At 71.5% G+C, this 12,070-nt stretch carries 12 protein-coding genes; 6 read left to right on the top strand and 6 right to left on the bottom strand.

Going from position 1 to position 12,070, the window contains the following annotated elements:
- Positions 1–14 precede the first annotated feature (14 nt).
- Positions 15–923 carry an adenosine deaminase gene (gene add, locus E1293_RS37255; protein WP_132203214.1) on the bottom strand — a complete coding sequence of 303 codons (909 nt, stop codon included), beginning with the start codon at positions 921–923 and terminating at the stop codon, positions 15–17.
- On the opposite strand from add, the gene E1293_RS37250 reads away from it, so the two are divergent.
- Positions 879–2,195 (top strand): NADAR family protein, encoded by a 1,317-nt coding sequence (locus E1293_RS37250; RefSeq protein ID WP_132203212.1) that lies wholly within the window; start codon positions 879–881, stop codon positions 2,193–2,195. The two genes, add and E1293_RS37250, sit on opposite strands and share 45 nt — an antisense overlap.
- Positions 2,196–2,242: 47 nt before the next feature.
- On the opposite strand, the gene E1293_RS37245 is transcribed toward E1293_RS37250, so the two are convergent.
- A complete protein-coding gene (locus E1293_RS37245; protein ID WP_132203210.1) occupies positions 2,243–3,121 on the bottom strand; it encodes an HhH-GPD family protein in 879 nt (292 codons plus the stop codon).
- 135 nt (positions 3,122–3,256) lie between these two features.
- On the opposite strand from E1293_RS37245, the gene E1293_RS37240 reads away from it, so the two are divergent.
- The gene (locus E1293_RS37240; protein ID WP_132203208.1) at positions 3,257–3,805 is read left to right on the top strand and encodes a hypothetical protein; all 549 of its coding nucleotides are present in this window, start codon (positions 3,257–3,259) and stop codon (positions 3,803–3,805) included.
- 27 nt (positions 3,806–3,832) lie between these two features.
- Here the strand turns inward: E1293_RS37240 and disA are convergent, their stop codons facing one another.
- The 4 genes from disA to E1293_RS37220 form a co-directional block, all read right to left on the bottom strand.
- Complete coding sequence (gene disA / locus E1293_RS37235; protein WP_132203206.1) at positions 3,833–4,915, bottom strand: DNA integrity scanning diadenylate cyclase DisA; 1,083 nt, start codon at positions 4,913–4,915, stop codon at positions 3,833–3,835.
- A 113-nt stretch (positions 4,916–5,028) separates the two neighbouring features.
- Positions 5,029–6,453: a DNA repair protein RadA gene (gene radA / locus E1293_RS37230; RefSeq protein WP_132203204.1), complete on the bottom strand. Its 1,425-nt coding sequence runs from the start codon at positions 6,451–6,453 to the stop codon at positions 5,029–5,031.
- 261 nt (positions 6,454–6,714) lie between these two features.
- Entirely contained in the window at positions 6,715–7,836 is a 1,122-nt protein-coding gene (locus E1293_RS37225) for an alpha/beta fold hydrolase (RefSeq protein ID WP_132203202.1), read from the bottom strand.
- A 36-nt stretch (positions 7,837–7,872) separates the two neighbouring features.
- The gene (locus tag E1293_RS37220) at positions 7,873–8,571 is read right to left on the bottom strand and encodes a class I SAM-dependent methyltransferase (RefSeq protein WP_132203200.1); all 699 of its coding nucleotides are present in this window, start codon (positions 8,569–8,571) and stop codon (positions 7,873–7,875) included.
- Positions 8,572–8,706: 135 nt separating this feature from the next.
- Here E1293_RS37220 and E1293_RS37215 point away from each other — a divergent pair, with 135 nt between their 5' ends.
- The 4 genes from E1293_RS37215 to E1293_RS37200 all read left to right on the top strand — a co-directional run bounded on the left by E1293_RS37215 (position 8,707) and on the right by E1293_RS37200 (position 11,759).
- Positions 8,707–9,594: a sugar phosphate isomerase/epimerase family protein gene (locus E1293_RS37215; protein WP_132203198.1), complete on the top strand. Its 888-nt coding sequence runs from the start codon at positions 8,707–8,709 to the stop codon at positions 9,592–9,594.
- Complete coding sequence (locus E1293_RS37210; protein ID WP_132203196.1) at positions 9,591–10,187, top strand: TetR/AcrR family transcriptional regulator; 597 nt, start codon at positions 9,591–9,593, stop codon at positions 10,185–10,187. Before E1293_RS37215 ends, E1293_RS37210 begins: the two co-directional genes overlap by 4 nt.
- A 91-nt stretch (positions 10,188–10,278) precedes the next feature.
- Positions 10,279–11,028 (top strand): ABC transporter ATP-binding protein, encoded by a 750-nt coding sequence (locus E1293_RS37205; protein ID WP_243717112.1) that lies wholly within the window; start codon positions 10,279–10,281, stop codon positions 11,026–11,028.
- Positions 11,025–11,759 (top strand): ABC transporter permease, encoded by a 735-nt coding sequence (locus tag E1293_RS37200; RefSeq protein ID WP_132203194.1) that lies wholly within the window; start codon positions 11,025–11,027, stop codon positions 11,757–11,759. The genes E1293_RS37205 and E1293_RS37200 overlap by 4 nt, the downstream gene beginning before the upstream one ends.
- Positions 11,760–12,070: the final 311 nt, after the last annotated feature.

The raw sequence follows: 12,070 nt of genomic DNA, 5'->3' as shown, positions 1-12,070 counted from the left end.
GCTGGAGTGTTAAACTACTGATTCTTCATTATTGTGTCATCAGTGTCTGATCTCTTCTTGTTTTTTTTTTTTGTCTCGTGGGCTCGGGTGTATTCGGTGGTCAGAGGGGTGTCTATCAGGGCCGGGATGTCGGTGTTGAGGGTGACGAGCAGGCCGGCGTCGTGGAGCCGGGGCAGGGGGTGGGTTTCGAAGGTCGAGGCGAAGCCCAGGGCGACGTTGGAGGACGGGCACACTTCCAGGGGGATCTGGCGCTCGCGTACCTCGGCGACCAGGTCGGGGTCGTCCAGGATGCGGATGCCGTGCCCGAGGCGCTCCGTGCGGCCCGGGCCGAGCGCCTGCCTGATGCTGGCCGGGCCCTCGCCCTCGCCCGCGTGGTGGACGACGTGGAGCCCGGCGTCGCGGGCGGCCGCGAACACCTCGGTGAACGGGTCGCCGGGGTGGGACTCGTCGCCGGCGAGGCCGACGGCGACCACGTGGTCGTGGCGGCGGGCCAGGTCGAGGGTTCGCCAGGCGCGCTCCACGGAGCGGCGCCGGGAGTGGTCGAGGATGAGGCGGCACTCGATCCCGAAGGCCTCTCGCCCGGCGTCCAGGCCCTCCAGGACGGCCGTCAGCGGCATGGCCAGATCGCCGAGGCGCTCGCCGTGCGCGGCGGCCGTGAAGGAGACCTCGGCGTAGCGGGTGCCCTGCGCGGCCTCGTCCTCGCAGAACTCGTAGGCGATCCGGCGGAAGTCGGCCGGCCGCTGCAAGCAGGCGCGGACGAGGTCGTTCTGCGCGAAGAAGGAGGCGAAGTCGCCGAATACGCCGACGTCGTCGGGCACTTCCACGCCGTTGGCCGTGCCGGTCTCGCGGAGCGTGCTCCACCGCACGGTGCTCTCCAGATGGACGTGCAGGTGGGCTTTGGGCAGGGCCAGCAGATCTCGCACGGCCGTACCGTATGGGGCCGACGGCTCGGCCGGCCAGCCATTATTCGCGTTGACCGCGGCGGACGACGCGACCATGATGCGGCCGGTGGACGCCGTGATGACCGATGCCCGGCCGACCGGCCGGCAGCCTGCTGGGAGTGCGTGACCGCCTTGTTGAACCGAATCCACCGCGTCGAGGACGGGCAGCGGATCGAAGGGGTCGTCCGCCCCGTCTTCATCCACAACTTCTCCTACCACCTCACGAACCTGCTGGTGTTCGCGGACGGCGCGATCAACTGCTGGGAATGGGTCGACCTGGACGGCCTGCGCCAGAAACTGGAGTGCGGCTGGGTGGTGACGGAAGTGCCCGAGGGCGGTGAGATCAGCGCGTTCGAGCTGGGGCGCTGGAAGGCCTCGGAGCCGAGCTTCGGGCTCACCCCCGAAATGCTTCTCGGGGAGGTGGCCGACGACATCGAGAGGCTGAACGACCGCCCCGACTCGACTGGCCGCTGCCTCGCGGTGCTCGACCGGTATTTGGAGTCACGGGACGAGGCCGACCGGCTGGCGCTGCGGGAGGCGTACCTGGCGATCCCCGAGCACAAGCGCCACTACTCGCTCGGCGACATGGACAACAAGGACCGTCCGCTGGTCATTCTGTGCACGGACGTCGGTGAGCCTCCGATCGGCGGGTGGTTCCGGGACGAGAACGTCACCGAAGCCATGCGCGAATGGGCGCTGCAATACTTCGCCGACCGCGACCGTGCGCATGCGGAGTACGAATCCAGGCGTCCCGCCGACGACCCGCCGGAACCCGCCGCCGGGACGATCCACTTCGGTGGGCGCGTCTATCCGAAGGGCTGGCCCGAGGACGCGGGGATAGACGTCCTGCAGAATGAATATCCATCGGCGATCGAGGTCGGTGGCGTCGTCTATCCGTCGGTCACGCACGCCTACTGGGCCCTGTCCACCGCCGATCCTGAGGCCCGGGAGCGGATCCGCGCGGCCGAGCGGCCTTACGAGGCCCGGAAGACCGCTGAGGAGACGCCGCGAGTCGAGAACTGGTCGCAGGTGCGGACGGCCGTGATGGCCGCTCTCCTGCGGGCCAAATACGCGCAGCATCCCGACCTGGCCGAAGTTCTGCTCGGAACGGGCGACGCGCCGATCGGCTATTCCGGTGTCGACTCCGATCACTGGATCACCCGCGGCGGGAAAGGCCGCAACTGGGTAGGGCGCCTCCTCGAACTCGTCCGCTCCGAACTCCAGGCGCAGAAGGCGGGCATCCCGTTCGCCTGACCCACCGCCGGGACGGGGCGCAGCCGATTCACGGTGACAGGGCGCGGTCAGGTGGGGAGGGCGTAGTGGCCGTCTTCCAGAGGGTCTACCAGGCCGTCCGCGATCAGGGCGTCCAGGGCGCGTTCGCGTTGGACGGCGTCCGACCAGACGACGTCGAGGGCCGGTTTCGGGACCGGACCTTCGGCGTCCCGCAGGACGGCGAGGATGCGGCCGCGGCACTGGCGGTCGGTGCCGGCGTAGGTCTGGCCGCGGCGCGGCGGGCCGTCGTAGGCGGGGCGGTCGGCGAGCTGCCACGCGCACCTGCCGGCAACCGGGCAGTCGACGCAGCGGGGGGTGCGGGCCGTGCAGACGAGGGCGCCCAACTCCATGACGGCGACGGCCCAGCGGGCGGCGGTCGGCGGGTCGTGCGGGAGGATGCCCTCGGCCAGGTGGAGCTCCGCCTTCGTCTGTGACTTGGGCGGGTACTCGTCCCCGGACAGGAGCCGCGCCAGGACGCGCCGGACGTTGGTGTCGAGGACGGCGTGCCGCTGCCGGAACGCGAAGCTGGCGACGGCGGCGGCCGTGTAGGCGCCGATCCCGGGGAGCGCCAGGAGGTCGGAGTGGGCGGACGGCACCTCGCCGCCGTGCCGCTCGGTGATCGCGCGGGCGCTCTCGTGCAGGCGCAGGGCGCGGCGCGGGTAGCCGAGACGTCCCCATGCCCGGACGGCCTCGCCGGACGGTTCGGCGGCCAGGGCTCCGGGGGTCGGCCATCGCGCCATCCAGGCGTCCCAGACCGGGAGGACGCGGGCGACGGGCGTCTGCTGGAGCATGATCTCGCTGACGAGGACGCCCCACGGGGTCGCGTCCTGCGCCCGCCACGGGAGATCCCGGGCGTTCGCCTCGTACCAGTCGAGGATCGGGGCGGTGTACACGGAGTTCAGGTTCATGGCGCGCCGCCATTGTGGCACGCGGCGGGTCGTCGCCTCTTTCCGGATCGGTGAATGCATACTGACCGCGTGGGGGCGGATACTGAACGTAACAGGGATGCATCTGGACTCGATCGATACTGGCGGCGCCGCGCGTTGGCGCTGGCGAGTGTGCTCGGCGCCGTCGGCCTGCTGGCCTGGACCTGCTCCGCTGGCGGCGATGAGGGTGAACCGGTCCGCGACGCGGGCGCGGTGGACAGTGCGAGCCCCGCGCCGCCGCCGAGCGCGATGCCGACGGTCACCGTCACCACGACGACCACGCCCACGGCGGAGCCGGCGGACGGGGGTCCCTGCGACGACAAGGACCTGGTCGTCAACATGTCCGCCGCCGAGAACACGTTCGCCGGTGCCGAGCGGCCCGAGTTCCGCGTCACGGTCGTCAGCATCGGCAAGGGCTCCTGCACGTTCGACACGGGGACGCTGGACGTCCGCATCACGTCCGGTTCGGACCGGATCTGGTCGTCCGCCGAATGCCGCAAGGGCGGCGCGCCCAAGGAGACCCTCAAGCGCGGCATCCCCTACGTGGACAACGTGACGTGGGACCGCGAACGCGGCTGCAAAGGCGCCACCCCCGCCCGCCCCGGCACCTATGTCGCCACCCTGAAGGGCAAGAAGGTCGAGAAGCAGATCTTCCGCCTGCGCTAGCCGCGCCTGCGCTGGCGCGCGCCGGGGTCAGACGTAGCGTTCGAGGATCGAGGATTCGGCGAGGCGGGAGAGCCCTTCGCGGACGCTGCGGGCGCGGGATTCGCCCACGCCGCCGACGGCCTGCAGGTCGTCGATGCTGGCGGCGAGGAGTTTCTGCAGGCCGCCGAAGTGCTCGACGAGGCGCTCGACGACCAGGCTCGGCAGGCGGGGCACCTTGGCGAGGAGGCGGAAGCCCTTGGGGCTGACGGGCAGGTCGAGGGCGTCCGGGCCGGCGAAGCCCATCACCTCGGCGACCGTGGACAGGTCGAGGAGGTCGTTGGCCGACAGGGTGTCCAGGGCGGAGAGGATGGCGCGCACGCCGCGGGCGCGGGTGTCGTCGGACGGGTAGTCGCGGACGATCAGCTCGCGGTCGACGTCGACGCCGGAGACCAGCTCGTCGAGCTGGAGGGAGAGCAGCCGGCCGTCGGTGCCGAGCTCGACGACGTAGCCCTCGATCTCGTCGGCGATGCGGCGGACCATTTCGAGGCGCTGGACGACGGCGCTGACGTCCCGGACGGTGACGAGGTCCTCGATCTCCAGGGCGGAGAGCGTGCCGGACACCTCGTCCAGCCGGAGCTTGTAGCGTTCGAGCGTCGCGAGCGCCTGGTTGGCCTTGGACAGGATCGCCGCCGAGTCTTCGAGGACGTAGCGGATGCCGTCGAGGTACAGCGCGATGATGTGCATCGACTGGCTGACCGAGATGACCGGGAGGCCGGTCTGGCGGGCGACGCGTTCGGCGGTGCGGTGCCGGGTGCCCGACTCCTCGGTGGGGAGGGTCGAGTCCGGCACGAGGTGGACGGCGGCGCGGACGATGCGGCTGTGGCTGTCGTTGAGGACGATCGCGCCGTCCATCTTGGCGAGCTCGCGGAGCCGGGTGGCGGAGAACTCGACGTCGAGCTCGAAGCCGCCGGTGCACAGCTCCGCGACCGGTCCGTCGTAGCCGAGCACGATCAGGCCGCCGGTGTGGCCCCGCAGGATCCGTTCCAGTCCGTCGCGGATCTGGGTACCCGGAGCCACCGCGGCCAGCGTGGCGCGGCGGCGTTCGTCATGGCTTCTGTCGTGTGATGGCACCTGACCCCCGGAGGTCGCTGGACGGCGTCAGTTTACCGAGGCGGGCCGTGCGCTGGTTCCTCCCCAGGTCGCAAGCGTCCCTTGTGTGCAGTAATACTCTGGCGTGACTCCCGTCAGGGCGCCGTAAAAGAGACCTGGAGGGCCTGCTTCAGGCTGTCGACCTCCATGACCTTCATGCCCTCGTAGCTGCTGAGCTGCGGATCCGCGCGTTTGAGCGGCGATCCGTCGGCGAGTTCGAGGGATCCGCGCGGGACGACGGCGTGCTTGAAACCGAGCCGGGCCGCCTCGGCGAGCCGCCGCTGGACGCCCGGCACGATCCGCACCTCGCCGGCGAGGCCGACCTCGCCGAGGGCGATCAGGCTGTTGGAGAGCGCCTGCTCGACGGTGGAGCCCGCCACGGCGAGCGCGAGGGCCAGGTCGACGGAGGTCTCGGCGAGCCGCACCCCTCCCACGGTGGAGACGTAGACGTCCTGCTCGTGCATGGAGATCTTGCAGCGCTGCGCCAGGACGGCGAGGACCATCGCGACGCGGGACGTGTCGAGCCCGGACGTGGCGCGGCGCGGCGAGGGCAGGTGCGACTTCGCGACGAGCGACTGCACCTCGGCGACGAGGGGGCGGCGGCCCTCCAGCGTGACGGTCACGCAGGTGCCGGGGACGGCCTCCTCGCGCCGGGTGAGGAACAGGCCGCTCGGGTCGGGCAGCCCAACGATGCCGACGTCGGACAAGTCGAAGCAGCCCAGCTCGTCGGTGGGCCCGTACCGGTTCTTCACCGCGCGGATCATGCGGAGCCGGGAGTGCCGGTCGCCCTCGAAGTACAGGACGACGTCGACCAGGTGCTCCAGGAGGCGCGGCCCGGCGATGGCGCCCTCCTTGGTGACGTGGCCGACCAGCACGACGGTGATGCCGCGCTCTTTCGCGACCCTGATCAGGTTGGCGGCGACCTCGCGGATCTGCGTGACGCCGCCGGGGGCGCCGTCCACCTCCGACGTGCCGATCGTCTGGATGGAGTCGACGACGAGCAGCGTCGGCTCGACGGTGTCGATATGCCCGAGGACGGCGGACAGCTCCGTCTCCGCCGCCAGGTACAGCTGGTCGGTGATCGCCCCGACCCGGTCGGCGCGCAGCCGCACCTGCTCGGCCGACTCCTCGCCCGTCACGTACAGGACGTTCTTGCCGGCGGTGCCCCCGGACGGGGTCGAGGCGAGCGCGGCGACCTCCAGCAGCAGCGTCGACTTCCCGATGCCCGGCTCGCCCGCCAGCAGCAGGACGGCCCCGGGCACGATGCCGCCGCCGAGCACCCGGTCGAGCTCGTCCAGGCCGGTGGGGCGGGTCTGCGCGGACCGGACGTCCACCTTCCCGATCGGACGCGCCGGCGAGCTGACCGGCCCCGCGGTCACGACCCGGGCCGGGGTCGCCGACGTGGCCTCGGTGACCGTTCCCCACGTCTGGCACTCGCCGCAGCGCCCCACCCATTTGGACGTCTGCCACCCGCAGTCCGAGCACCGGTAGGCCGCCTTGGCCGTCTTAGCCTTCGCCATGCGCCGCAGCCTAGAGCCACGCACCGACAGTGTTCGCCTCCGAGTAGGCAGGCACCGAGTGACGATGCGGACAACGTCGGAGCACGGGAGTCTTGCGATCAGCTCAGCCGGTGCCCCGCCACGCGGCGACCTCAGGCATCGCGATCGCGTCCGAAGGCAGTGCCGAGCCTGCGAGGAACTGATCGCGCAGCGAGCCGCTAGGCGAGCCGGAGCGATGCAGCGATCGCACGCGATGCTGTGGCTTGCGGCGCCCCAAGCGCCTCAAGCCACAGCATCGCCATGAACACGCGCTCGTTCGATGAGGTCGCCGAGGTGGTCGGAGACGGTGCTGGGGCGTTCGAGCATGGCCATGTGGCCGGCGGACGGGACGACCTCCAGCCGCGCGGACGGGACGCAGGAGGCGATCTTGAGGCTGTGCTCGACCGGGGTGAGCATGTCGTGCTCGGCGCCGATGACCAGGGTGTCGGCGCCGCCGAGGGCCGCGCAGTCGCTGATCAGCTCGGTCGTGATCATCGAGCGGAAGAAGTCGGTGAAGGCGTCCATCCGGGTCTCGGTCATCATCTGCTCGGCGAACGCGACGGCGGCGGGGCTGGCGTCGGGGCCGAAGGCGACGAGGTCCTCGACGAGGGTGGCGGCGTCGTGGCCGAGGTGGCGGACCCGTTCGATGGCGCCGGAGCCGGCGCCCACGGCGGCGAGCGCGCGCGGGAGGACACGGTGGGTGGTGCGCGCGATCAGCGCGGGCATGCCGAGCGTGACCTCGCCCAAGCCGCCGGACGAGGTGCACAGCAGCCCGGTCGCGAGGATCTTGCGGCCGAGCAGGCCGGGGTTCTCGTCGACGTAGCGCAGGACGGTCATGCCGCCCATCGAGTGCCCGACGAGGACGACGGGCGTCTCGGCGGGGACGGTCGCGTCGATCACGGCGGCGAGGTCGCGGGCGAGGCGGGGGATCGCGTAGTCGTCGCGTGCGCCGCCGTCGGAGCGGCCGTGGCCGCGCTGGTCCCAGAAGACGAGGCGGCCGAGGCCGCGCAGGGCCTTGCGCTGGAAGTGCCAGGAGTCCTGGGTGAGCGTCCAGCCGTGCGAGAACACGACGGCGAGGTCGGTGCGGTCGGCGCCGTCGACCTCGGCGTACAGGCGGGTGCCGTCGTCGGCGCGGACCGGGGCGGGACGGCCGCGCAGGGAGCCGAACGGCTCGCCCGCGAACGGGTCGGGGCGCAGTTGCAGGCGGCGCATGGCGCGGCGCTGGGCGACCAGGCCCGCGCCGGCGCCGGCCGCGCCGAGGGCGGTGGCGGCGAGGAGGCCGCCGGCCGCTCTGGCCGGGGAGAAGCCCCTCCCCGAACTGACCCTGCCCGAACTGACGAGGCTCGTCTTGGCGGCGCGGCCCATGGTCCGTTTCCTCCCGGTAACCGACTGGTCAGTAACTCAGGGGCAACGCCACCACAAATTCACGGCATAGTCCACCTCTAGCCCGGGATGCTCGCGCAGGCAGGCGGCGGCGAGATCGGGCGGGAACTCGATGCGGAGCACGGCGGCGAGGTCGTCCCGGTTCTGGAACGACCAGCGGATCATCAGGGGCTCGCGGGTGAAGCCGCGCCGCGTCCAGAACCGCTCGACCTCCCCGGGGTCGTACTTCGGGAGGCCGCGCAGGAACCAGCGGCCGAACGTGGAGCGGGTCGCGTCGTTGTCGATGATGAAGACCGCGCCGCCGCGCCGGACGACCCGGTCGAGCTCGCGCAGGCCCGGCTCGCAGCCCGGCCCGAAGAAGTACGCCCACCGGACGTGGACGACGTCGACCGACGCGTCCGCAAGCGGCAGCGACTGGGCGGTACCGACGCGCACGGTGACGTTGCGGAGGTCGCGGGCGCGGCGCGCGGCGGCCGCGGCGAGGCCCGCGTGCGGCTCCACGCCGATCACCCGGTTCGCGTCCGCCGCGAAGAACGGCAGGTGGAAGCCGGTGCCGCAGCCGAGGTCCAGGACGTCGGCCCCCTGCCACGGGCGGATCGCCCGCATCGCCGCGGGCAGCACGCCGTCGGGGTCGACGGCGCGGTTCTCCAGCTCGTAGGTCTGCGGGGAGTTCCAGATGTTGGGGCTGGGCACGGCGCCCGGCGCGATGTCGGCCACGGAGTCAGAGCGTAGCCAAGAGAAACGAGGATCACTCCGGGCGAGTGCTTCATCGCCTCCGCGGCCGCATAGTCTTTCCTATGCGTACCCGCATCTCGTGAATACTGCCGAGCGACCATTCCTGGCGAGGAAGCCTTGACCCCGCAGCACAACGGCGATAGTTCACCGGCGCTCCGTGTCCCGGACGCGCCGATCACGCTCTCCACCGCGTCGGTGTACCCGGAGAAGGTACCGAGCGCGTTCGAGACCGCCGCGCTGCTGGGCTACGACGGCATCGAGGTCATGGTCTCGACGGACGCCTCGTCCCAGGACCTGAACGTCCTGCGCCGGCTGTCGGACTACCACCAGGTCCCGATCAAGTCGATCCACGCGCCCTGCCTGCTGCTCACGCAGCGGGTGTGGGGGCGCGAGCCGTGGGGCAAGCTGGTGCGGTCCAAGGAGGTCGCCGAGGAGCTGGGCGCGGACGTCGTCGTCGTCCATCCGCCGTTCCGCTGGCAGCGCGACTACGCGAAGGAGTTCGTCGAGGGCCTCGCCCGCATGCAGGACGAGACGGACGTGCTGTTCGCGGTCGAGAACATGTTCCCGCTCAAGGCGCGCGGCGCGGAGGCGGGGATGTACCTGCCCGACTGGAACCCCGTCGACCAGGACTTCCCGTACGTGACGCTCGACCTGTCCCACACCGCCGTCTCGGGCTCCGACGCCGTCGACATGGCGGGGAGCCTGGGCGACCGCCTTCGACACATCCACCTCGCCGACGGACTCGGTGTCACGAACAAGGACGAGCACCTCGTCCCAGGGCGGGGCAACCAGCCGTGCGGGCCCATGTTGGAGAACCTCGCCGAAGGGGGCTTCCGGGGGCACGTCGTCCTGGAGGTCAACACGCGGCGCGCGTCCAGCAGGGTCGAGCGCATGGAGGACCTCGCCGAGGCGCTGGCGTTCGCCCGCCTGCACCTCGCCGCCGCCGACCACACGTGGGAAGTCACCCCGGCGGGGGAGATCACCCGCCGGGGCGTGCGCCGGTGACCGAGGCGGCCGAGTCCAAGGGCCGCGGTCCCGGGCGCCGGCCGGGACCGACCGAGACCCGCGAGAAGATCCTGGCCGAGGCGCGCGACCTGTTCGCCGAGAAGGGCTACGACGGCGCGTCGCTGCGCGCCATCGCCCGCGCGGCCGGCGTCGACCCGGCGCTCGTGCACCACTTCTTCGGCAACAAGGAGGGCGTGTTCATCGAGGCGATGCGCTTCCCGGTGGACCCGTCCGTCCTGCTGCCGCGCATCATGTCGTTCCCGCGGGAGCGGCTCGGCGAGATGATGGTCCGCACGTTCCTGGACGTGTGGGGGGACGACGACCGCCGCGCGCCGATGCTGGCGATGCTCCGCTCGGCGATGACGAACGAGCGGGCGGCGGCGCTGCTGCGCGAGTTCGTCGCGTCCGCCCTGTTCGGGCGGGCGTCGCAGGCCACCGAGGCGCCGCCGCTCGGGATCCAGGCGGCCGCCGGGCAGATGATCGGGCTGATGATCCTGCGCTACGTGCTGCGCATCGAGCCGCTGGCCTCCGCCTCCGAGGACGACCTGATCGACCTGGTGGCCCCGACCATCCAGCGCTACCTCACGTCCTGACCCCGTCCGCGCCCTGATCCTGCTGCGCGCAGGCGCCTTCGCACGCCCGAAGCCCTTGACCGGGGGCTCCGTGTCCGCATAAATTCAACACATGATGAGTTCCAGTCCGGAGCGGGCGGCCGAACCCGCGGTGCAGGTGCGCGACCTGCGGGTCGTCCGCGGTGGCCGGGAGGTGCTGCACGGCCTCACCTTCGACGTCCCGCGCGGCTCGATCATCGGGCTGCTCGGGCCCAGCGGCTGCGGGAAGACGACCCTGATGCGGGCGCTCGTCGGCGTCCAGATCGTCCGGAGCGGGACGGTGACCGTGCTCGGCGACGCCGCCGGATCGGCCGGCCTGCGGCGCCGCGTCGGATACGCGACGCAGACGCCCGCCGTGTACGCCGACCTGACCGTCGCCGAGAACCTGCGCTACTTCGCGTCCGTCCTGCGCGCCCCGCGCTCGGACGTCGCCCGCGTCATCGACGAGGTCGGGCTCGGCCGCAGCCGCGACCAGACGGCGGCGACGCTGTCCGGCGGGCAGCTCAACCGCACCAACCTGGCCATCGCGCTGCTGGGCACGCCCGAACTGCTCGTCCTGGACGAGCCGACCGTCGGCCTCGACCCCGTTCTCCGGCAGGAGCTGTGGGGGCTGTTCCGGGAACTGGCCGACCGCGGCGCCACCCTCGTCGTGTCCAGCCACGTCATGGACGAGGCCGGACGCACCGACCGCCTCCTGCTGATGCGCGAGGGCGCGATCCTCGCCGACGGCACACCGGACGGCCTGCGCTCGCGCACCGGGGCGTCCGACCTCGAAGAGGCGTTCCTCCACCTGATCACCGAGACGGCCGGGAGCACGACATGAGCGCCGCCATCACCCTCGCCACGATGCGGCGCATCCTGGCGCAGCTCAAGCACGACCACCGCACCCTCGCGCTGCTGATCGCCGTGCCGGCGCTGCTGATGATCCTGCTGCGGTACGTGTTCGACCAGCCGATGCTGTTCGACCGGCTCGGGCCCATGCTGCTCGGCCTGTTCCCGTTCATCGTCATGTTCGTCGTGGCCAGCGTCGCCACCCTCCGCGAGCGGACCGGCGGCACCCTCGAACGGCTCATGACCATGCCGCTCGGCAAGCTCGACCTCCTCGTCGGCTACGCGTTCGCGTTCGGCCTGCTCGCGCTCGTCCAGGTCGCCGTCGTGCTCGCCATCTCGCTGACCTGGCTCGACCTCGACCTGAACGGCTCGCTCGGGTCACTGGTCCTGGTCAGCCTGCTGGACGCGCTGCTCGGCATGGCCCTCGGCCTGTTCGCCAGCGCGTTCGCCCGGACCGAGTTCCAGGCCGTCCAGTTCATGCCGGCGTTCGTCCTGCCGCAGATGCTGCTCTGCGGCCTGATCGTCCCCCGCGAGGACATGGCGGGCTGGCTCCAGGCGATCGCGAACGTCCTGCCCCTCTCCTACGCCGTCGAGGGCATGCAGGAGATCAGCGCCAGCCCCGACTTCACCGGCACCCTGGCCGTGGACGTGGCGGTCATCGCCGCCTTCGCGGTAGTGGCCCTGCTCGCAGGCGCAGCCACCCTCCGCCGCAGAACTGTGTGAGGCTGTGTTGGCCCAGGGGGGGCGACCCCCCTGGAACCCCCCGTTGCGAGCCGGTCGATCCTCACGCCACGGTGCGGGCTTGCTGTGACCGTGCGGGGCTGTGTCGTGTCGCTCCGGTCGACCGGCTCGACGGGCATGCGCGTTCCGCTCGCTGCGCTCGCTCCACGCGCCTGCCCGTGACCTCGGCTGAGCTTCGAACCCAGGAGGGTTACGCCTGACACGTCCAAGAGGCGTCTTCGTCGGCCGACCCGTGAAGGGGGCCTTGGGTTTACCTGTGGGGTGGGGTGCGCCTTAATCGGACAGGTGGGGCG

This window comes from Actinomadura darangshiensis (genome assembly GCF_004349235.1).
GTDB classification, from domain to species: domain Bacteria; phylum Actinomycetota; class Actinomycetes; order Streptosporangiales; family Streptosporangiaceae; genus Spirillospora; species Spirillospora darangshiensis.
Note: the sequence above shows the minus strand (reverse complement) of the source record. Positions and strands in the feature narration are given on the sequence as shown.

Coding starts and splice junctions, on each gene's coding strand:
- E1293_RS37250 (WP_132203212.1), top strand. CDS start 879: ATGGACGTGCAGGTGGGCTTTGGGCAGGGCCAGCAGATCTCGCACGGC.
- E1293_RS37245 (WP_132203210.1), bottom strand. CDS start 3,121: ATGAACCTGAACTCCGTGTACACCGCCCCGATCCTCGACTGGTACGAG.
- radA (WP_132203204.1), bottom strand. CDS start 6,453: ATGGCGAAGGCTAAGACGGCCAAGGCGGCCTACCGGTGCTCGGACTGC.
- E1293_RS37225 (WP_132203202.1), bottom strand. CDS start 7,836: ATGGGCCGCGCCGCCAAGACGAGCCTCGTCAGTTCGGGCAGGGTCAGT.
- E1293_RS37205 (WP_243717112.1), top strand. CDS start 10,279: ATGATGAGTTCCAGTCCGGAGCGGGCGGCCGAACCCGCGGTGCAGGTG.
- E1293_RS37200 (WP_132203194.1), top strand. CDS start 11,025: ATGAGCGCCGCCATCACCCTCGCCACGATGCGGCGCATCCTGGCGCAG.